Source organism: Sphingomonas kaistensis (genome assembly GCF_036884275.1).
Taxonomy (GTDB): domain Bacteria; phylum Pseudomonadota; class Alphaproteobacteria; order Sphingomonadales; family Sphingomonadaceae; genus Sphingomicrobium; species Sphingomicrobium kaistense_A.
Map to the genome: position 1 here is coordinate 567,269 of NZ_CP145607.1, position 19,669 is coordinate 586,937.

General features: G+C 66.1%; 24 protein-coding genes. 9 read left to right on the forward strand and 15 right to left on the reverse strand.

Annotated elements, in window-relative coordinates; genetic code table 11:
- Nucleotides 1-129: 129 nt before the first annotated feature.
- Complete coding sequence (locus tag V6R86_RS02600; RefSeq protein ID WP_338501825.1) at nucleotides 130-2,319, forward strand: cadherin-like domain-containing protein; 2,190 nt, start codon at nucleotides 130-132, stop codon at nucleotides 2,317-2,319.
- A 4-nt stretch (nucleotides 2,320-2,323) separates the two neighbouring features.
- On the opposite strand, the gene nusB is transcribed toward V6R86_RS02600, so the two are convergent.
- From nusB to V6R86_RS02625, 5 genes are read right to left on the reverse strand one after another with little or no spacing between them, the layout of a single operon-like run.
- Nucleotides 2,324-2,794, reverse strand: a complete 471-nt coding sequence (gene nusB / locus V6R86_RS02605) for a transcription antitermination factor NusB (RefSeq protein WP_338501827.1) — start codon at nucleotides 2,792-2,794, stop codon at nucleotides 2,324-2,326.
- Nucleotides 2,795-2,805: 11 nt separating this feature from the next.
- On the reverse strand, nucleotides 2,806-3,705 hold the full coding sequence (locus tag V6R86_RS02610) for an alpha/beta hydrolase (protein WP_338501829.1): 900 nt from the start codon (nucleotides 3,703-3,705) through the stop codon (nucleotides 2,806-2,808).
- Nucleotides 3,702-4,253, reverse strand: coding sequence for a hypothetical protein (locus V6R86_RS02615; protein ID WP_338501830.1), 552 nt, complete (start codon nucleotides 4,251-4,253; stop codon nucleotides 3,702-3,704). The genes V6R86_RS02610 and V6R86_RS02615 overlap by 4 nt, the downstream gene beginning before the upstream one ends.
- The gene (locus tag V6R86_RS02620; protein ID WP_338501831.1) at nucleotides 4,250-5,152 is read right to left on the reverse strand and encodes a pirin family protein; all 903 of its coding nucleotides are present in this window, start codon (nucleotides 5,150-5,152) and stop codon (nucleotides 4,250-4,252) included. Before V6R86_RS02620 ends, V6R86_RS02615 begins: the two co-directional genes overlap by 4 nt.
- Nucleotides 5,149-5,436, reverse strand: coding sequence for a BolA family protein (locus V6R86_RS02625; RefSeq protein ID WP_338501832.1), 288 nt, complete (start codon nucleotides 5,434-5,436; stop codon nucleotides 5,149-5,151). Before V6R86_RS02625 ends, V6R86_RS02620 begins: the two co-directional genes overlap by 4 nt.
- A gap of 40 nt (nucleotides 5,437-5,476) precedes the next feature.
- Here V6R86_RS02625 and V6R86_RS02630 point away from each other — a divergent pair, with 40 nt between their 5' ends.
- Nucleotides 5,477-6,061, forward strand: coding sequence for a DnaJ domain-containing protein (locus V6R86_RS02630; RefSeq protein ID WP_338501834.1), 585 nt, complete (start codon nucleotides 5,477-5,479; stop codon nucleotides 6,059-6,061).
- A gap of 4 nt (nucleotides 6,062-6,065) precedes the next feature.
- On the opposite strand, the gene V6R86_RS02635 is transcribed toward V6R86_RS02630, so the two are convergent.
- Genes V6R86_RS02635 through V6R86_RS02675 form a run of 8 tightly spaced genes read right to left on the reverse strand, consistent with a single transcriptional unit; the run spans nucleotide 6,066 to nucleotide 11,435 of the window.
- Nucleotides 6,066-6,827 carry an SIMPL domain-containing protein gene (locus tag V6R86_RS02635; RefSeq protein ID WP_338501837.1) on the reverse strand — a complete coding sequence of 254 codons (762 nt, stop codon included), beginning with the start codon at nucleotides 6,825-6,827 and terminating at the stop codon, nucleotides 6,066-6,068.
- 49 nt (nucleotides 6,828-6,876) lie between these two features.
- Nucleotides 6,877-7,554: a glutathione S-transferase family protein gene (locus tag V6R86_RS02640; protein WP_338501839.1), complete on the reverse strand. Its 678-nt coding sequence runs from the start codon at nucleotides 7,552-7,554 to the stop codon at nucleotides 6,877-6,879.
- Nucleotides 7,551-8,273, reverse strand: coding sequence for a dihydrofolate reductase family protein (locus V6R86_RS02645; protein ID WP_338501840.1), 723 nt, complete (start codon nucleotides 8,271-8,273; stop codon nucleotides 7,551-7,553). Before V6R86_RS02645 ends, V6R86_RS02640 begins: the two co-directional genes overlap by 4 nt.
- Entirely contained in the window at nucleotides 8,266-8,757 is a 492-nt protein-coding gene (locus V6R86_RS02650) for a VOC family protein (protein WP_338501841.1), read from the reverse strand. Before V6R86_RS02650 ends, V6R86_RS02645 begins: the two co-directional genes overlap by 8 nt.
- 11 nt (nucleotides 8,758-8,768) lie before the next feature.
- A complete protein-coding gene (locus tag V6R86_RS02655; RefSeq protein WP_338501843.1) occupies nucleotides 8,769-9,563 on the reverse strand; it encodes a VOC family protein in 795 nt (264 codons plus the stop codon).
- A 3-nt stretch (nucleotides 9,564-9,566) separates the two neighbouring features.
- Nucleotides 9,567-10,283 (reverse strand): DUF1428 domain-containing protein, encoded by a 717-nt coding sequence (locus tag V6R86_RS13840; RefSeq protein ID WP_425335935.1) that lies wholly within the window; start codon nucleotides 10,281-10,283, stop codon nucleotides 9,567-9,569.
- Nucleotides 10,284-10,298: 15 nt separating this feature from the next.
- Complete coding sequence (locus V6R86_RS02670; protein WP_338501844.1) at nucleotides 10,299-10,997, reverse strand: glutathione S-transferase family protein; 699 nt, start codon at nucleotides 10,995-10,997, stop codon at nucleotides 10,299-10,301.
- Between the two features lie 3 nt (nucleotides 10,998-11,000).
- Nucleotides 11,001-11,435 carry a VOC family protein gene (locus V6R86_RS02675; protein ID WP_338501846.1) on the reverse strand — a complete coding sequence of 145 codons (435 nt, stop codon included), beginning with the start codon at nucleotides 11,433-11,435 and terminating at the stop codon, nucleotides 11,001-11,003.
- 65 nt (nucleotides 11,436-11,500) lie between these two features.
- On the opposite strand from V6R86_RS02675, the gene V6R86_RS02680 reads away from it, so the two are divergent.
- The 4 genes from V6R86_RS02680 to V6R86_RS02695 all read left to right on the forward strand — a co-directional run bounded on the left by V6R86_RS02680 (nucleotide 11,501) and on the right by V6R86_RS02695 (nucleotide 16,127).
- Complete coding sequence (locus V6R86_RS02680) at nucleotides 11,501-12,193, forward strand: winged helix-turn-helix transcriptional regulator (RefSeq protein ID WP_338501848.1); 693 nt, start codon at nucleotides 11,501-11,503, stop codon at nucleotides 12,191-12,193.
- A 9-nt stretch (nucleotides 12,194-12,202) separates the two neighbouring features.
- Nucleotides 12,203-13,207 carry a cobaltochelatase subunit CobS gene (gene cobS, locus V6R86_RS02685; RefSeq protein WP_338501850.1) on the forward strand — a complete coding sequence of 335 codons (1,005 nt, stop codon included), beginning with the start codon at nucleotides 12,203-12,205 and terminating at the stop codon, nucleotides 13,205-13,207.
- On the forward strand, nucleotides 13,208-15,028 hold the full coding sequence (cobT, locus tag V6R86_RS02690; RefSeq protein ID WP_338501853.1) for a cobaltochelatase subunit CobT: 1,821 nt from the start codon (nucleotides 13,208-13,210) through the stop codon (nucleotides 15,026-15,028).
- Between the two features lie 199 nt (nucleotides 15,029-15,227).
- Nucleotides 15,228-16,127 (forward strand): esterase-like activity of phytase family protein, encoded by a 900-nt coding sequence (locus tag V6R86_RS02695; RefSeq protein ID WP_338501855.1) that lies wholly within the window; start codon nucleotides 15,228-15,230, stop codon nucleotides 16,125-16,127.
- Nucleotides 16,128-16,178: 51 nt separating this feature from the next.
- Here V6R86_RS02695 and rpmB read toward each other — a convergent pair whose 3' ends face one another.
- Complete coding sequence (gene rpmB, locus V6R86_RS02700; RefSeq protein WP_338501857.1) at nucleotides 16,179-16,472, reverse strand: 50S ribosomal protein L28; 294 nt, start codon at nucleotides 16,470-16,472, stop codon at nucleotides 16,179-16,181.
- 149 nt (nucleotides 16,473-16,621) lie between these two features.
- Here rpmB and V6R86_RS02705 point away from each other — a divergent pair, with 149 nt between their 5' ends.
- On the forward strand, nucleotides 16,622-16,948 hold the full coding sequence (locus tag V6R86_RS02705; RefSeq protein WP_338501859.1) for a hypothetical protein: 327 nt from the start codon (nucleotides 16,622-16,624) through the stop codon (nucleotides 16,946-16,948).
- A gap of 20 nt (nucleotides 16,949-16,968) precedes the next feature.
- On the forward strand, nucleotides 16,969-17,421 hold the full coding sequence (locus V6R86_RS02710; RefSeq protein WP_338501861.1) for a nucleoside deaminase: 453 nt from the start codon (nucleotides 16,969-16,971) through the stop codon (nucleotides 17,419-17,421).
- Nucleotides 17,422-17,477: 56 nt separating this feature from the next.
- On the opposite strand, the gene V6R86_RS02715 is transcribed toward V6R86_RS02710, so the two are convergent.
- Nucleotides 17,478-18,149 carry an OmpA family protein gene (locus tag V6R86_RS02715; RefSeq protein ID WP_338501863.1) on the reverse strand — a complete coding sequence of 224 codons (672 nt, stop codon included), beginning with the start codon at nucleotides 18,147-18,149 and terminating at the stop codon, nucleotides 17,478-17,480.
- A 133-nt stretch (nucleotides 18,150-18,282) separates the two neighbouring features.
- Here V6R86_RS02715 and V6R86_RS02720 point away from each other — a divergent pair, with 133 nt between their 5' ends.
- On the forward strand, nucleotides 18,283-19,608 hold the full coding sequence (locus V6R86_RS02720) for a hemolysin family protein (protein WP_338501865.1): 1,326 nt from the start codon (nucleotides 18,283-18,285) through the stop codon (nucleotides 19,606-19,608).
- The last annotated feature ends 61 nt before the right edge of the window (nucleotides 19,609-19,669 follow it).

A 19,669-nucleotide genomic window follows, 5' to 3' on the forward strand; every position in this document is an offset into this window, starting at 1 on the left:
TCGGTACAATTCACCGCGAAACCAGAAAAAAGCCGTTGCGAATTTACTTACTGGAAAATAATCTTGGTTAAGTTTTCGTAACCCCAAGATCCGGGCATTGCGCGAATCTGATCGGGGGGAATTCTACAAATGCGTTTCATCGACTTTGCCATCGCCGGTGCGAAGACGACTGTGCTCGTCCATCTCGAGGAGCAGACCGACGGCTCGATCCTCGTCAAGCTCAAGCAGGAAGGTGTGCAGAGCGATCTGCGCGGGCTGTTCTTCGACATCAACGACCCCGCCTTGATCGGCAAGCTGTCGGTCAGCGGCGCTGCGGTGACCGGGTTCGAGGCCAGGAATGAGGGCGTCATCGACCTCGGGCAGGGTGCCAATCTGCAGGGCAATCCGCTTGGCATGTTCGATGTCGGCGTGCGATTCGGGACGCCCGGCGCCAAGGAGATGGTCACCGCGACGAGCTTTGTTCTGAAGTCGTCGGTCGGCGGCCTGACCCTCGACGACCTGGCGCTTGCCGATGTCGGTATTCGCACGACCTCCGAAGGCACCAAATTGGTCGGAGTCATGCCGGCCGCCCCCGACGCGATCGACGACAAGCTGACTGCGGTGGAAGATACGCCGGTCGTTCTCCACGTGCTGGCCAACGATACCGATGCCGATGGCACGACCGGTTTCCGCATCACCCGGGTCGGTGATCCGGCGCATGGCACCGCGACCATTTCGGCCGACGGCAAGAGCATCATCTATGTCGCCGATCCCAATTACAGCGGTCCGGACAGCTTCACCTACGACATGATCGACGGCAAGGGCGGCGGCGACAGCGCGACGGCGACCATGACGGTTGAAGCGGTGGCCGACACGCCCACGCTCACCGTGACCACCGCGCCGGGCGCCAACGTCAACCAGATCGTGATCACCGTCACCGCCGCGGTGACCGACACCGACGGGTCGGAATATCTCGACCGCTTCACCTTTTCCGGTTTGCCCGCCGGTGCCAGCATCGCGGGCGAAAGCGACCTGGTCTACAATCCCGACTCCACCACGCCGACCATGAGCAAGAGCTTCACGGTCGATCTCGCGGCCAATTCGGATTTCGACTTCAATCTCGGGGTTACCGCCTGGTCGAAGGAACTCAGCAACGGTTCGGAAGCCAGCACGACGTCGAACACCAAGATCGTGATCGATGCCGCCAGCAACGAGTTCGACCTGACGTTCCTCGCCACCGACCAGAGCATCTGGGGCACCGGCGACGCGCTCGGCATTCGTGACGAACGATTCCTCGGGTTCGATTGGGATCCAAAAGAAAAGAGTAGTGGCGGCTTCGTTTACGGTGCGATCGACGTCGCCCTGAAAGCCGGCTTCCAGACCACACTGGATCTGTCGGCAGGCTCGATCGATGCGAGCGTTCCCTATGACGTGACGGTGAACACCACCTACAATCACGTGACCGATGTGCTGCTGATCTCGTCTTCGGCAGCGCTGACTAGGGGCGGCGTGTCCTTCACGACGACCGGGCCGGGCGGAAACTTCGCGCTCGACTTCATCTTCAATTATTACTTCAAGGCGAGCGCCGGGCTCGATTTCGAAGTCGAAAAATACGGTCTTTTCAGCGTCGAAGATCGGGCAAACTACACCTTTAACATCCTCGATCTGGACGCTGCCGATCTTCAGTTCAGCTATGATTTTCCCTATGGGATTTCGGCGTCGCTGGCGTGGCCGACGATCAACACGACAAGCGGCCTTGGCAGCTTCTCCTCGTCGGGCGCGAGCAACAATTTCTTCACCCTCGGCCTCGATGTCGATGACTTGCTGACCAAGATCCTCAACCTCCCCGCAAGCCCGTTCGGAGTCTCGATCGACGTCCTCGTTGCCAAAGGCTCAGCCGATCTGATCGATGTTGACCTCAGCGCCGGCATGAACCTGCTGCAGGAATTTCTTCTGTCGGTCACCTCGCTGACCGGCACCCTGGTGTTCGAAAATGGCGCCAAGCAGGCCTGGAAGTGGGGCGATACGACGATCACCGGCGCGTCCACTTACGATAGCGACAACGACGGGGTCATCGAATTCGTGCTCGATCTCGACCCGCAGGCCTCGCTAAGCAACAAGCTCGGACTAGGCTTCAACTTCGGCTATGACATCGACCTGTTGAAGGCGAGCGGCAGCTACGACGTCCTCATCGACTCGGGCGAATGGAGCATCGGACCGGTTTTGAGCTTTGGCGATACGATCCCGCTTGGATCGGTCGACATCTACAGCTCGACCTTCGCGCTCGACCTCGTCGGACAATCGATCAACTTCAACGCCAACAGCACCCTGCTCGGCTGATCGATCAGGACGAACGGACCTCCTTGGCGATTGCGTCAAGGAGGCCATTCACGAACTTCACGTCCTTTTCGCCGAAAAAGGCGTGGGCGATGTCGAGATATTCGTCGATCACCGTGCCGACGGTGACGTCGGGCCGCGCCAGCAGCTCATAGGTGCCGGCGCGCAGGATCGCGCGCATCGAGCGGTCGAGGCGATCGAGCTTCCAGCCTTCCGCAAGGCGGGCGCTGACCTTGCCGTCGATTTCGTCCCGGCGCGCGGTGACGCCGCGCACGATGTCGTCGAAGAAATCCATCTCGGCGTCGATCATGGTAACGTCGTCGATCGTCTCGCCGAAGCGGTGGTTGTGGAATTCGTTCAGCAACAGCGGGGTCGGCGTGCCTTCCATCTCCTGCTGATAGAGCGCCTGGACGGCGGCAAGGCGGGCGGCCGAACGGGCGCGGGAGCGCTTGGGGGCGTTATTCTTCGAGCTGGACATGAGGCTCGCGCCTATGAACCTTGATGGGCGTCAAGGAAAGAGCGCAGCGGCGCGGCGACGGCGGCGGGCTTTTCCCATGGCAGGAAGTGGCCGGCGTCGGGCACCCGCACGATCGTCAGGTCGTCGATCAGCGAGTCGAGCCCGTCGAGCTGCAGCGGAAGCAGCGCCTTGTCGCGCATGCCCCAGACGACGAGCGTCGGCACCGTGATCGCGGGAAAGGGGCGCTGGAGGTAGGCCGGCAGCGGCACATCGGCCTCTCGCGGCGGAACGGTGACCGGCGCGCCGCGATACCAGTTGAGCATGGCGGTGAAGACGCCGGGCTTGCTCCATTCGGCGAGGTAGTCGGCCTTTTCCTGCGGTGAGATGGCGGTGAGATCGACGTGGGGCGTGAAGCTTTTGGAAAAGAACTTGTCCCACCCCATCGCTTCCACCGCCTGCTCGAAGCCGGGATCGCGAAAGGCGGTGATATATTGCGAGGCGGCGCGCTGGTCGGCGTCTTCGATAAGGCTTTTCTGGAAGACGAACGGGTGCGGCGCGTTGACGATGACCAGGCGCTTCAAACGCGGGTCGCCCCGCAGCGCGGCGGCCCAGCTGACCGCCCCGCCCCAGTCGTGGCCGACAAGGGTGAAGTCGTCGAGGCCGAGGTGATCGACCAATGCGAACAGGTCGGCGACCAGCTTGTCGGTGGAATAGTCCGCGGGGTCCTGCGGCGTGTCGGACCCACCGAACCCGCGCTGGTCGGGCATGATCAGCCGGTAGCGGTCCTCGAGCAACGGCACGAGCCCGCGCCAGGTGCGATGCGATTCGGGAAAGCCGTGGAGGAAGAGCAGCGCCGGTCCGTCCGCGCGGCCGGCCTCAGCGACGTTGAGGGTGACGCCGGTCGACAGGGGCAAGCGGGTGAAGCGGGTCATGCGCCGGTGTTCGCCTTGCAGGAGCGAAAGTTCGACGCCTGGGCGAGGCCGCGGGCGTCGGATTGACGGGCAAGGTCCAGCGCAGCATCGAAGGCCGCCCGGTCGAGGCTGGCGCGAGCGCGCTCCCGCCCGTCGCGGCCGGCGAGGATCAATTGGATCGACGCACCGCTGAACAGAAGCGAGCGGAACTGCTCGCCGCCGAGCATCAGTACGCCGTCCTTCGAGCGGATCGGCTTGGTCAGGCCCGCAATCTGCCAGCTGGCGTCGGCAGGCGCGGGGAGGCGGAAGACGTATTTGCCGCGTGCGACCTGCGGCAGGCCGCGGGTTACTTCCCAGCTTGCGTCGAGCGTTCCGTCCGCGCCGGTCAGCGGCAGGCGGATGGTGGTCGCGCCGGCGCGCAAATCGCCGCGCCGGTCGAACTGTCGCTCGGTCCGCGCGGTCAGTCCCGCGCTGCTCGCTTCGGCGGTGCAGACAAAGGCGACCCGCTGCGATTGGGCGACGGCGGGCGCGGCGGCGATCAGCAGCGCGAGGGCGATGAGCGTCTTCACGGATAGCTTACCGTCAGCGGCACTTCGGGAATGGGAATCCACTCGTCGTGATCGGTCGGCGGAAGCGCGAATTCGCCGGCTTTCCAGGCGCGCTTGGCTTCCTGGATGCGGTCGTGGCGGGAGGAAACGAAATTCCACCAAACGTGCCGCTCGCCGTCCATCGGTGCGCCGCCGCAGATCATCAGCTTGGCGCCCTGCGTAGAGCGCAGCACCGGGCGGGTGCCGGGGCGGAGCAGGACAAGGTGCATCCGCTCGACATTCTCGCCATCCACCGCCAGGTCGCCGTCGAGGAGATAGATCGCCCGCTCGTCGGCCTCTCGCTCGAGCTCGATCGACGCGCCAGGGGTCAGTTCGAGCGCTGCGTAGAGCGTGGGGTGATGCTGGGTGACGGGCGACCTGGCCCCGAACGCTTCGCCCATGATGAGATGAAGGCGTTTGCCCTCGCCCTCGATCACCGGCATCGCCTCGGTGGCGGTATGTTCGAACGCCGGGTCGACCTCTTCCTTGTCCTGCGGCAGCGCGAGCCAGGTCTGGATGCCGTCGAGGATCGGGCCGTTGGCGCGCTCGTCGCCCGGCGTGCGCTCCGAATGGCTGATCCCCTTGCCCGCGGTCATCAGATTGACCGCGCCAGGCTCGATCCGCTGCACCGACCCGACACTGTCGCGGTGATCGAGCGCGCCCTTGAACAGATAGGTCACGGTGGCGAGGTTGATGTGAGGATGCGAGCGAACGTCGACGCCTTCGTCCACGCCAAGCCGGGCCGGGCCCATCTGGTCGAAGAAGATGAACGGGCCGACCATGGTACGCAGCTTGTGCGGCAAGGTGCGATGAACCTTGAACCCGCCGAGGTCGTGGCTGACCGGCTTTAGGCTCATCAGGATGGTGCTGTCGTTGTTCATTCGCCGGGCGCCCTCGTTTCCATGGCCAACGCGTGGACCTGATGCTGCATCAGTTCGCCGAGCGCTTTGTAGACGAGGCGCTGGCGAGCGACGCGGTTCAAGCCGCTGAAGGCCGCGCTCTCGATGCTCAGGAAGAAATGCGATTCCCCGCCTTCCCCGCGATAGCCGCCGTGCCCGCGATGCTGCTCGCTGTCGTCACGCAACTCCATCCGCGTCGGGGCGAGTGATTTCTGAAGACGATCGGTCATTTCGCGGGCCACCGGACCCATGTCAGAGACGTTCATCGCTCCTATATAACGAGGCTGGCACGACAAGACAGGTTTGATGGCTTCCCGTTCTCCCAAGTTTCACGGCCGCGTGGAAGGCGCCGCCGCCCATTGCGCGGTGGCGGGCTGCCCCGAACCCGGCGAATTCCGCGCACCGCTGACCGCACCGACCTTCGACGGGCCGGGCGCGTGGCAGTGGCTGTGCCTCGAGCACGTGCGCGAGCATAATGCGCGCTACAATTATTTCTCGGGCATGAGCCCGGAGGAGATCGAGGCCGCGCAGTCGCCGATCGCCGGATGGGAGCGCGGGACGCGTGCCTTCGCGCAGGCGGGCGGGGCCGACCCTGCGCCCCCGTGGAGCGATTTCAGCGATCCGCTGGAAGCGATCCGCGGGCGGTTCGGGCGCGGCCGGACAGGCGCGGCGGCGGGCGCGCAAAGCCGCTTTTCGGGCACGGAGCAGGCGGCGCTGGGCGTGCTGGGGCTGGGCACGGACGCCGATCTACCGGCGGTGCGGAAAGCCTATTCGGTGCTGGTCCGGCGCTATCATCCAGACCGCAATGGCGGCGACCGGACGCATGAGGCGAAATTGCGCGGGGTGATCGACGCCTGGCAGACGCTCAAGACCGCGAGCGCTTTCGCCTGAGCGATCAGGCGGGCTTCAACGCGAAATCGACGCGGACCCGGACTTCGGTGCGATTGATTCCGGGGTTGAATGGCGCGCCGGGCGGTGGCGGCGGGGCAGCGGGAACGGCCTGTTCGGGCATCGGAATGCGCTGCGGCGCGACGACCGGCGGCGGCGCGGCGACATCGATCGTGGCGTAAGTGGGGCTCGGCACACCATATTCGCCGCCGTCCACAATGTTGACGACCCGCACGATCTTGAGCCCTGCGGCATCGCCATAGGCCTCGGCACGGGCGCGGGCGGCCTTGTAGGCGTTGGCATAGGCCGAGCGATTGGCCGCCTCACGGTCGGACACGCGAAGATCGGGCCCGCCGACGACGTTGGCGCCGGCCTCGGTCACCGCCGTCACTGCCTCGCCGACGCGGGCGACGTCGGTCATCCGCACCTCGACGATGTTGGACGCGCGGAACTGGCCGCGTTCCTTGCCGTAGTCGATGCGCTGCAGCGACAGGTTGCGAGTCTGGAGGTCGTCGGCGGCGACCCCGAGCGCGGTCAGCGCGGCGGTGACTCGGGCCATCTTCTCGCGGTTGAGACGGCTGGCTTCGGCGGCATTGGCGCCTTGGCTGGTGACGCCGAGCTGCATCCGCGCCTCATTGGGCCGCGCTTCGGCCCGGCCGGTGGCGGACACGGTGAGAAAGGTCTCGCCCTTTCCCACCCCGCGCGGATCGGGCGCGGCAGGCGCGCAGGCGGCGGCGATCAGCGGAAGCGCGACGACGAATTGACGCATGACACCAGCTCCTGAGAACCCATGCATGATACGTTATTACATCGGCGCGTCAATCGCGGTCGGGCGCCCCCAGCGGGAAGAAGGGGCGGAAGGGCCGGGCGTCCTCGATGCAGCGACGGACGGGGGGCAGATCGTTGAGCTCAGCCCGAAGCGCCCGCAGCTGGGGACATTCCTCGGGAATCGGCTCGATCCAGTCGGCATAGAAGAGCGAGGGCGCGGCGGCGCAGGTAACGAGCGAGACGTGCGGGGGCAGGCGGTTGGACCCCAGCCATTTCTCGAGCCAGGCATAAACCATGCGGAGCCTGGCCTTGCCACCCGCGACCTCGGCTTCGACCGGTTGCTCGCGCAGGCCGAGCTCGGGATGGTCGCGGTCGACGAAATAGGCCGACACCACCCGCTGCATCCCGCCCATCACGTAATTGTCGAACACCCGGTCGATCATCCGCGCTTCGGCAGCCTGAGCCGGGTCGGCGGGGATAAGCGGCGCGGGACCGGGGTGATGGACCGCAAGATATTCGACGATGCCCGTCGCCTCGATGACGATGCGATCGCCGTCGACCAGCACCGGGATATGGCCGCCCGGATGCACTTTGCCGGGCAGCTGTTCGCTCAGCGGGCGGCTGCCATCCATCATCACGAATTCGAACGGCGTGTCGTTGGCATAAAGCGCGATCAGCGCTTTCCAGCAGTAGCTGCTGAACGGGTGGCCGTGGAGTTGCAGGCTCACCAGCGGCCGTCCCTGATGGCGGCCTGGCGCGCTTCTTCCCGCGCACTGGTCGATTGCGGACCGGCCCAGCCATGCTGGAGCTCGCCCGCTGGCTCGTAAGTCGCGATCACCGCGCCGGTGCGGGTGACCTTGGTGTCGACCACCTTCAGCGCCTTGGCGGGCGTGTCGTCGCCGAACCAGCGCTTGCCGCGGCCCAGCACGACCGGGAAGGTCATGATCGTGAGGCTGTCGAGCAATCCGGCGGCGAGCAGCGCGGGATAGAGCGTGCTGCTGCCCTGAATGACGAGATCGGGGCCGTCGCTGTCCTTGATCGCGCGCAACTCCTCCATCGAGCCGACGCGGTGGCTGTTGGACCAGCCAAGCTCGGGCGTGCCGCGAGTCAGGACATATTTGGCGGCGCGAGTGAAGTCCTCGCCCATCTGAATCGCGGCGACTTCGCCCTCGTCCTTGCCGGTCTTGTCGAACACCTCGCCGATGCCGGTCGCCTCACCTCCGACATAAGGCCAGTAAGCCGCGAAGATGTCGTAGGTGCGCCGGCCGAGCAGCAGGTCGTAGGATGGGCCGAACACCGCATCGATCGCGGCGCCGACATCCTCGTCGAAGAATTGCGGCAGCCAGCCGCCATGTTCGAAGCCGACGGTCGGGTCTTCGCTCCGACCGCCCGGCGCCTGGATCACGCCGTCGAGCGAGGCGAACAGGCTGCCTCGAATCTTACGCATCGGCCGTTTCCCCCACCGCCGCGCGCTCGATGGCGGCGACGTCGATCTTCTGCATGGTCATCATCGCTTCAAAGGCGCGCTTGGCCTTGCCGCCGCCCTCGCTCAAGCAATCGAGCAGGATCCGCGGCGTGATCTGCCAGGAAAAGCCCCATTTGTCCTTGCACCAGCCGCAGTCGCTTGTCCGGCCGCCGTTCCCGACGATGGCGTTCCAGTAGCGGTCAGTCTCGGCCTGGTCTTCCGTCACCACCATGAAGCTGACCGATTCGTTGGGCGTGAAGTTGGGGCCGCCGTTGAGGCCGGAAAAGGCGCGACCGAGCACGGTGAAATCGACCGTGATCTCGTTGCCGGCCTGGCCGTCGGGATAGTCGGACGGCGCCTTGGCGGCGGTGCCGACATGGCTGTCGGGAAAGGTCGCGGCGTAGAACTCGGCGGCTTCGCGTGCTTGGCCGTGGTCGAACCACAAGACGGTGGTGAGCTTGTTCAAGTCGTTTCTCCTTACGCCTTGCGGGGCCCGACGAGGCCGAAGCTCGTGCCCTGCGGATCGATGGCGGACAGGCTGTATTCGCCTCCCGGTATCTCCATCGGTTCGGCGGTGATGGTGCCACCGGCGCTGCGGATCGTCTCCGCCGCCCGGTCGATGTCCTCGACACCGAAGTAATAGGACCATTGCGGCCGGGTGTTGGGCGGGATCAGCCCCATGATCGCACCGATCCCGACGTCGCCATCCTGAAGGAAGCGATAGTCGCCAAGCTCGCCCATCGGCATCGAGCCTTCCTGGCTCCAGCCGAAGTGGCGTCGGTAGAAATTCACCGCGCCACCGGGATCGGACGTGGTCAGCTCATTCCAGCGGACATGCTGCGGTCGGTCGACCGAGAAGACGTCGCTGACGGCATCGGGCTGCCCTTCGGGCGGGACCGGACGCATGATGTAAAAGGCCGCGCCGGCGGGATCGGTAACCATCGCGATCCGCCCGACGCCCGCCATGTCGGTCGCGGGCATGTGGACCTGGCCTCCGTCGCTTTTGATCGCCGCGATCGTTGCATCGACATCTTCGACCGGAAGATAGCCGAGCCAGACCGGGCGGGCGCCCCCGGCCTGCTTGTTGGCCATCAACCGCATCACGCCGCCGGCATCGCCGCCGTCGCCGCGCCGGATCATGCGATAGTCAAGCGGACCCGCGGGCTGCGGCTCGATGTCCCAGCCAACCACGGCGTCATAAAAGGCCTTGGCCGAATCGGGATCGGGGGTGAGCAATTCATACCAGATGAAATTGCCGTTCTGATCGGCCATGGCTCAGACCTCCAGCAGCGGCGCGAAGCCGCCGAACATCATGCGCTTGCCGTCCATCCCACGGTCGCCGCCGCCGGACAGGCGCTCGTCCTCCATGACCTTGGCCCAGGCCGAATCGCGCACTTCCTTGGAAGGCCATTCGATCCAGCCGTAAGCGACCTGTTCGCCGTCCTGGAGGTGGGTGGCGCGCTTGTAATCGGTCTGCTTGCCGTCGGGGACGTCGTCGCCCCACGCGTCGACCACGCGGGTCGCACCATTTTCGATGAAGACCTTCGCGGCCTGCTTGCTGAAGGCGACATAGGCGTCTTTCTTCTCGGACTTCGCCGGGACCACCACGCCGTCGAGATAGCCGAGGCGCCCGCCCGGCCCATCCTCGTTGATGACTTCGAACCCGGCATAGATCATCCGGCTGCCGTCGAACGGCATGTCCTTGGCCATATCTTCCATGCGCGGATCTTCCATCATGGCCTTGTTGGCGGCGTCGCGGGCGGCCTTGTCGGGGTATTCGAACCAGCTGAACAAGACGGTCTCGTCCTCTTTGGCCTGGACCGCGCCCCACAGGTCGTTGGTCTGCCCACGCGGGACATCGTCGCCCCAGGTCTCGACAAAACGAGTGGCGCCCTTTTCCATGATGATCGCCGCCGCCGCGCGGGCGTGGGCGAGATACCTCTCCTTGTTGGCGGTCGGGATCGCGGTGACGAAGCCTTCGACATAGGTCATGGATCGTACTCCCCTTCAGTTGCAGGCGGCCGCCTTGAGCTTGGCTTCCCATTCGGCGAACCCGGGCGGCGGACTGCCGGTGAAGCCTGCCATTTGCGCGTCGATGGCGCGGCGGAAGGCGGGGCGGTCGGTGCCGCGCTTCACATAAGCGACGAGGGTCGGGTGCTCGGCGAGCAGCGGATCGTCCTCGATGATCCGCAGCACCGAGACCATCAGGAGGTCGCCGGCCAAGAAGTCGCCCGCGAACCACTGCTGGTCGCCAAGCCGCTTCGCGACATCCTTGAGACGGCTGGAAATGCGCTCTTCGACCGAAGGTCGGCGCGGCTTGGCCCACGGCTTGTCGGCTTCGAAAATGTCGACATAAGCGAGCTCGCTGATCGGCGGCTCGACCGTATTCAGCGCGGCGAACATCCATTCGGTCGCCAGCGCCTGGCCGGAGGCGTCGGCGGGCATCAGGCCCGGCCATTTGGTCGCGATGTGGTGGACGATCGCGCCCGATTCGAACAAGGTCAGCCCATCTTCCTCATAGGTCGGAACCTGGCCGAAGGGCTGGCGGGCGCGATGCTCCGGGCCCTTCTGCTCGCCCTGCGAAAGGTAGCGGACCTCGTAGGGCTGGCCGACTTCCTCCAGCGCCCAGCGGACGCGGAAGTCGCGGACCTGGCCCTTGGCGAAGTCGGGTACCCAGTCGAACGCGGTAATGATCGGTTTCGTCACGGCTCAGGCCGCCTCGAACGACTGGGCGCCCTGTGCGGCGGCGGCCGGGTCCATCCACATCACTTCCCAATGATGGCCATCGAGATCGGCGAAGCTACGGCCGTACATCATCTCGCCCATTTCCTGCTTGGGCCCCGGGTCCATCTCGGCCCCGGCCGCGCCGGCCCGCTCGACCAGCCGATCGACATCCGCGCGGCTGTCCTCCGACACGCACAAGGCGACCTGCGCGGTGCGGTGCGCATCGGCGATCTCCTTGGGCGTGAAGGTCGCGAAGAAGTCGCGCGAGAGGAGCATGACGTGGATGATGTCGCTCCACACCATCGCGCTTGCGACATCGTTGGAAAAGGCGGGGTTCTTCGTGAGACCGATCGCTTCGTAAAAGGCGGTGGCCTTGGCGACATCGGCCACCGGGAGATTGATGAAAATCATTCGGGCCATGGTCTTCCTCCTCAGGGCGACTCGCATTCATTGAAGAATGCTCCCGTAAGTATTATCTTGCAACCGTGGAGTTAGAAAAACTAACCAATAAGCGACCAAGCGAGCCCCGGCGGGGATATGGCGACGCGTGCGGAACGGCACATGGGCTGGAGCTGGTCGGCGATCGCTGGGCGCTGCTGGTGATGCGCGAGCTGATGCTTGGTGCGCGGCGGTTCTCGGACCTGAAGCGTGACCTGCCGGGGATCAGCGCCAACGTGCTGAAGCAGCGATTGGACGAACTCGAGGCACGCGGGTTGCTCGCCAAGATCCGCCTGCCCCCGCCCGCCGCGCGCGACGCTTATCAAGCGACCGACTGGGGCCTGGAGATCGAGCCGGTGCTCCAGACCCTCGGCCGCTTCGCCGCGCGCAGCCCGGGGCACGATCCGACGTTGCCGCTTAGTCCGGTGTCGCTGATGATGAGCTTCCGGACGATGATCGACGCCGCCAAGGCGGAGCGGTTCGCGGCAAGGATCGGCGTGCTGAACGGCGAGGACAGCTTCGTCGTCACCGTGAAGGACCAGCAACTGACGGTCGAACGGCGCCCTGCCACGGGTGTCGACGCGACGATCGCCGGCTCGCCCGAACACATCGCCGCGGTGGTCTATGGCGGCGCCCCGGCCGATGGTCTCGCTATCGAAGGAGACGAAGCGCTCGCAAGGCGTTTCCTCACTCTCTTCACCCTGCCCCCGAAGGTTGAGACCACGCGGGCCGCCAGCTAAGGGCCCTTCATGGCCGACATGTCGAACGAAAATCAGATGCCAAGCGGCGAAACGCTGATGGCGGCGCCCGACAAGATGCTGAAGGTGCGCGACGCCTTCGGCATCGACAGCGACATGGAGGTGCCGGCCTTTTCCGAAGCCGACGAGCGCGTCCCCGACCTCGACCCGGCCTATGTGTTCGATCCCGACACAACGCTCGCCATCTGCGCCGGCTTCTCGCGCAACCGCCGGGTGATGGTCCAGGGCTATCACGGCACCGGCAAGTCGACTCATATCGAGCAGGTCGCGGCACGGCTGAAGTGGCCGTGCATCCGGATCAACCTCGATGCGCACATCAGCCGCATCGATCTCATCGGCCGCGACGCCATCGTCCTGCGCGATGGGCAGCAGGTCACCGAATTTCGCGAAGGCCTGCTACCGTGGGCGCTGCAGCACCCGGTCGCCCTGGTGTTCGACGAATATGACGCCGGCCGCCCGGACGTCATGTTCGTCATCCAGCGCGTGCTGGAGGTAGAGGGCAAGCTGACCCTGCTCGACCAGAACCGGGTGATCCGCCCCAACCCCAATTTCCGGATGTTCGCGACGACCAACACCATTGGCCTCGGCGACACCACCGGGCTGTATCACGGGACGCAGGCGCTCAATCAGGGCCAGCTCGACCGCTGGAACATCGTCACCACGCTGAACTACCTGCCCGCCGCGACCGAAGCGCAGATCGTGCTCGCCAAGTCGGGCGAATATGACAAGCCCGACGGTCGCAAGACGGTGGAGCAGATGGTCAAGGTCGCCGACCTTACCCGCTCGGCCTTCATCAACGGCGATATCTCGACCGTCATGAGCCCGCGCACCGTCATCAGCTGGGCGCAGAATGCGCTGATCTTCGGCGACGTCGGCTTCGCCTTCCGCGTGTCGTTCCTCAACAAGTGCGACGAGAGCGAGCGCGGGCTGATCGCGGAAATGTACCAGCGCGTGTTCGGCAAGGACCTGCCGGAGAGCGTGGCCGGAAAGGCCTAGGTGACCGAGACCACGCCTCTCGACCGCTTTCGCGGCGTGCTGGCCGGCACGGCGCGGGCGATCGCGCGCGATCCCGAGGTGGAGGTCGCCTTCGCCTCCGAAAGCGGGGCGCAGGGCGGCCGGGTGGCGCGCGTCGTCTCGCCGGGGCCCGGCCTCGCGCCCAAGCTGGTGGCCGAAGCGCGCGGCGCGGCCGATGCGGTGGCGCTTCGCCTGCGGCATCATGATGCGAAGCTGCACGGCAGCAATTCGCCCGCCGAGCCCGAGGCGCGCGCAGTGTTCGATGCGCTCGAAGGCGCCCGCGTCGAGGCGATCGGCAGCAGGGCGATGGCCGGTGTACGCGACAATCTGGCCGAACTAGCCGAAGCGCGGGTGCGCAGCGACGCCATCACCCGCGCCCGCACCGCCGAAGAAGTGCCGCTGGCGACCGCGCTCGGCCTCTTGGCACGCCAGCGGCTGACCGGGGCGCCGCCGCCGGAGTCGGCGACGCGCGGTCTCGACCTCGTGCGCGAATGGATCGAGGACAGGGCCGGCAACGACCTCGATGCGCTGGCGCTCGCGCTCGACGACCAGAACGCCTTTGCCGCGCTTGCCCGCAAATTGCTCGAAGATCTCGAGCTCGCTTCGGCCGAGGACAAGCCTGAGGAAGATCCGGACGAGGGCGGCGACGACGAGGCCGGCGAGGATCAGGGTGAAGACGAGGACGACGACCAGGATCAGGACGCCGGGCAGCAGGGCGGCGAGATGGAGCAGCGCGCCGAGCAGGAACAGTCGGACGAGCAGGACGAGGATTACGAAGAACAGGACAGCGACAACGAGGATGCCGAGCCGGGGCAGGAAGGCGACAGCAATGTCGCCGCGCGCCCGAACCGCCGTCCGAACGAGCCCGAGCTGGCCGGTGACTATCGCCCCTTCACCACCCGCTTCGACGAGGTGGTGGAGGCGTCCGACCTTACCGACGAGGAGGAGCTCAATCGCCTCCGCGCCTATCTCGACACGCAGATGGGCGCGCTTTCCGGCGTCGTCACGCGGCTCGCCAACCGCTTGCAGCGGCGGCTGATGGCGCAGCAGGCGCGCTCGTGGGATTTCGATCAGGAAGAAGGGCTGCTGGATGCCGCCCGGCTGGCGCGGGTGATCGTGTCGCCCCGCCATTCGCTGAGCTACAAGATCGAGCGCGAGACCGAGTTCAAGGATACGATCGTCAGTCTGCTGATCGACAATTCGGGCTCGATGCGCGGACGGCCGATCTCGATCGCCGCCATCTGTGCCGACATTCTCGCCCGCACGCTCGAACGCTGCGGGGTGCAGACCGAAGTGCTGGGCTTCACCACCCGCGCGTGGAAGGGCGGGCAGAGCCGTGAGGCGTGGCTCGGCGAAGGCCGCCCGCCCGCGCCCGGCCGCCTCAACGACCTGCGCCACATCGTCTACAAGCGCGCCGACGAACCCTATCGCCACGCCCGCAAGAACCTCGGGCTGATGATGCGCGAGGGGCTGCTGAAGGAGAATATCGACGGCGAGGCGCTGCTGTGGGCGCATTCGCGGCTGATCGCGCGGCCCGAGGAACGGCGCATCCTGATGGTGATCAGCGACGGCGCGCCGGTCGACGATTCGACCGCCAGCGCCAATGGCGGCGCTTATCTCGAAAAGCATCTGCGGCAGGTGATCGGCTGGATCGAATCGCGCTCGCCGGTCGAGCTGGCGGCGATCGGCATCGGTCACGATGTCACGCGCTACTACAATCGCGCGGTGACGATCATGGATGCAGAGCAGCTCGGCGGTGCTCTGGTGGAGCAGCTCGCCGGACTGTTCGATCTCAATCAGTGAAGGCCCCGGGATGGGCCCGACGGCGATACGCAACCGACCGTCGGGCCCGCCCTCGATACGCGACACGAGGGACAGGGGCGGAGGGGCCGACAGGGGGAAAAGCCCTTCCGTTGAAGAGCTTATGCGTGATTCGCAGTTGAAAAAGGCTGAACGGCGTTTGCAGCGATTGTTAAGCAAGTTGCTGATCGCAGGAGCTTTTTTGCTGCTCGCCAGCGACAGCCCGCCTGGGTGGCCCGACCGCGATCCTCGGCCGCCACGGATTGCCCGCCTCATTGTTCAGCCGCTCGCCGTGAACGGCGAGCCGGGTGGCGGCGTCCGAGTGACCGGCGCCTGGACGCTGACCTCCGACGACCCGCGCGTAATGGGCCTGTCAGCGTTGGCGGTGCTGCCCGGCGGCCGGTTGCAGGCACTGAGCGACAGCGGCGCGCTGGTGACCTTTGCCAAGCCCGGAGGTCCCACGCAGGCGTGGGTAAGCGATCTCCCCGCCGGTCCGGGCTATCCCACGTTCAAAAAATATCGCGATTCGGAAGCGATGATCGTCGATGCCGACGGGCTTGGGAGACTGATCGCCTTCGAGAATCGCCACAGCCTGTGGCGGTTCGAGGCGGAGGGGTCAGCAAAGCGATTTCCGCTCAAGCTGCCGACCGGACAGTGGAGCCGCAACAAGGGGATCGAGGCGATCGTCCGCGACCCCGCCGACGGCTCCCTGCTGCTGCTCCACGAGGGCGGGCACCTCGTGCTGCGAGTAAGTGATTCGCCGACCCCCGAGCAATTACCACTGACGGGCGCGACCGGTGGGATCGCCGACGCGGTGCGGTTGCCCGATGGCCGGATCGTGGTTGCGGTGCGGGAGATCGGGCTCAACGGCCTAGCCAACAAGCTGGCCTGGCTGGAGCCCACCCGCACCGGCTATCGCCTGCGCAACTTCGCGACGCTGCCGCTGGGGTTTTTCGACAATATCGAGGGGCTGGCCGCCGAGCAGGCTCCGGACGGACGCACCGTCCTGTGGGCCATCACCGACAATGACGGGTGGCGGCGCACCCTGCTCGTTCGCATGACGCTGGACACAACAAAGGCCCCGGCACGAGCCGGAGCCTGAGTGTTCCTGGCCGGAATGCTGTTGGCCGGACGATCGCCCGGCCGTCCAGGATCAGGCCGCGGCGGCCTTCGCCTTCTTGGCGAGCTCGCGCTTCAGCTTGCGGGCTTCGGTGCCGAGCTTCTCTTCGCCCGTCTTCTTGAGCCAATTGTCGAGACCGCCGTTATGCTCGACCGAGCGCAGACCGTGGGTCGACACGCGCAGCTTGACGCTCTTGCCGAGCTCGTCGCTGATCAGCGTCACGTTCTGCAGATTCGGCAGAAACGTCCGCTTGGTCTTGTTGTTCGCGTGGGAAACATTGTTGCCCACCTGACGGCCCTTGCCGGTCAGCTCGCACACGCGTGCCATTGGATCTATCCCGTGATTGGTCGAGGGCGCTCCCGCATGGAAGCTCCCGGAAAGCGCTGCCCCCTAACGGCTCGGCCCCGACCCGTCAACCGCAACCCTCCCGTCCGTAGCGCGTTACCGAGGCGAAACGAACAGGGAGTTGCCGTTCCATGCGCGCCGTCATTCTACTTCTCATTCTCGTCATCGTCGGCGCCATCGCACTGGTCGCGACCGGGTTCGTCAACGTCAACCAGACCCAGCCCGCCCAAGCCCCCGCCGTCGCGGTCGGCACGGACGGCGTGGTGCTGAAGGGCGGCCAGAAGCCCGAATTCCAGGTCCAGACCGGCAAGATCGAGGTCGGCAGCGGGCAGGCGACCATTCCGGTCCCGCAGATCCGCGTTGCGCCGGGCGGCAACGGCAATGCCTCGGCCCAGCCGCAGACCCAGCCCGTGCAGAACGGCCAGCAGCCGGCCACGACCGACTCGACGCAGCAGTAACAGGCGGGCAAGCGGGCGGCATGAGCTTCCCGCTGCCCCCGCCGATGCGCCGCGCGCTTGATCTCGCGGCCCAGGCGGCGCGCGCGGGCGAGGTGCCGGTCGGTGCCGTCGTGACCCGCGGCGGCCGGGTCGTGGCCGAAGGTGTGAACCGGATGCGCGCGGGGAACGATCCCACCGCCCATGCCGAGATGGTGGCGCTGCGGGCCGCCGCCGCCGTCCTCGGCACCAGCCGGCTCGACCAATGCAGCTTGTGGGTCAGTCTCGAACCTTGCGCCATGTGCGCCGGGGCGATCGCGCTGGCCCGGATCAAGGAACTGCGGTTCGCCGCCGAGGACCCCAAGGGCGGCGCGGTGGTGAATGGGCCGCGCCTGTTCGGCCAGCCTACCTGTCATCATCATCCCGACGTGCTTGGCGGGATCGGCGAGGACGAAGCGGCGGCGCAATTGCGCCGGTTTTTCGCCGAGCGAAGGTGACATGAAAAAGGGGCCGGCGATTCGCTCGCCGACCCCTTTCCACTTGTCGTTGCTGCTTACTGACGCAGCGGAACGACCTTAATTTCGACCCGGCGATTGGCGGCGCGATCGGCCTCGCTCACTTCCGGGTTCACCAGCAGCTGCGATTCGCCGAAGCCGCGAGTCGCCATGCGGGCGCGGACCACGCCGCGGCTGGCGAGATAGTTGGCGACCGATTCGGCGCGCCGCTCGGACAGCGTCTGGTTGTAGCTGTCGGAGCCGCTCGAATCGGTGTGGCCGTAGATGTCGATATAGCTCTGATTGTACTGGGCCAGCGTGCTGGCGACCTCGTTCAGGGTCGACTGAAACTGCGGCTGGATGTCGTAGCGGTCGTAGGCGAAGGTGATCCCGCTCGGCATGCGCAGGATCAGGTCGTCGCCCTGGCGGATGACGTCGACGCCCGTGCCGGCCGTCTCGCGGCGCAGCTCGGCTTCCTGCTGGTCCATGTAGCGGCCGACCGCCGCGCCCGCGAGACCGCCGATGCCGGCGCCGATAATCTGTTCGGTGCGGCTGTTGCGGCCGCCGACGATGTCACCCACCAGATAACCGCCCGCCGCGCCGAGGATGGCACCAAGGCCGGTCTGGCTCAGCCGGCGATTGCCGGTCTCGGGATTGGTGGTGCAGGCCGCGGTGGTCATCAGCGAGGCGGCGAGCAGGCCGACCGTCAGTTTCTTTCCCTTGGTCATCATCAGGGAGACTCCATCTTGTTGAGCACGAAAGTTGCAGGCACGGGAAACCGGCAGCCGGATTGAATGTTCCAGTAGCACAACGATCCACGCGCTTGCCGCGGTCCTCCTTTGAAGGCTAGAAGCTGACTACCCGATGAGCGGCACCCTGCTCCCTTTCCCCTGGCTCGACCTGGTCCTGATCCTTGCGCTGATCGCCTTGAACGGCGTGATGTCGATGAGCGAACTGGCGATCGTGTCCGCGCGTGAAGCGCGGCTCAAGGGATTGGCCAAGGGCGGCAGCGGCGGCGCCAAGGTCGCGCTTAGGCTTGCCGCCGACCCGGGCCGTTTCCTGTCCACCGTGCAGATCGGGATCACCTTGATCGGCATCCTGACCGGCGCCCTGTCGGGATCGCGGCTCGGCACCCCGGTCGCGCAGCGGCTCCAACTGCTCGGGCTCGAGCAGGAACTGTCGGTGACCCTGGGTTTTGGGATCGTGATCGTGCTGACCACCTTCGCCTCGGTGGTGGTCGGCGAACTGGTGCCCAAGCAATTCGCGCTGCGCACGCCCGAACCGATCGCGGTGATCGTCGCCCGGCCGATGCTGTGGCTGAGCAAGCTTACCGCGCCCTTCGTGTGGGTGCTCGACAAGAGCAGCGCGGGCATTTTCAAATTGCTCGGCCTCAACCGCGAAAACCGCGATCACGTCACCGCCGAGGAACTGCATCTGGTGGTGGCCGAAGCGCAGACCGCCGGCGTGCTCGAGGAATCGGAGCGCGCGATCATCAGCGGCATCGTCCGCCTCGCCGACCGCCCGGTGCGCGAGGTGATGACCCCACGGACGGAGGTCGACTGGATCGACATCGACAGCGATCCGCAGGAACTGCGCGCGGCGCTGGCCGACACGCCGCACAGCCGCCTGCCCGTCGCCGAAGGCTCGATCGAAAAGATCGTCGGCGTGATCCAGACCCGCGACATGCTCGACGCGATGCTCGAAGGCCGGCCGCTCGACCTTCGCGCGCTGTCACGCAAGGCGCTGGTGATCCCCGACGTCATGGACGCGATGGACGCGCTGAACGTGCTCCGCTCGGCCGAAGTGCCGCTGGCGCTGGTGCATGACGAATATGGCCATCTCGACGGGATCGTCACGCCCGGCTCGATCCTCGCGGCGCTGGCCGGGGCCTTTGCCAGCGACGTCGAGGACGACGACCCGCCTTTGGTGGAGCGCGAGGACGGAAGCTGGCTGATCAGCGGTTCGGCCACCGCCGACTGCCTGGAGGACCGGCTCGGGATCACCCTCAAGGCCGAGCGCGATTATTCCACGGTCGCGGGCTTTGCGCTGGCGGTGCTGAAGCGGCTTCCCGAAACGGGCGAAGTGTTCGACCATGATGGGTGGCGCTTCGAAATCGTCGACCTCGACGGGCGCAAGATCGACAAGCTGCTGGTGACCCGCAAGGCAAGGCGCGGACCGGCCGCCGACTGACGCTTCACCTATACTTTCGCGCCGTCTGCCGCTAAGGGCCCGCGCAACTTACTCTTTTAGC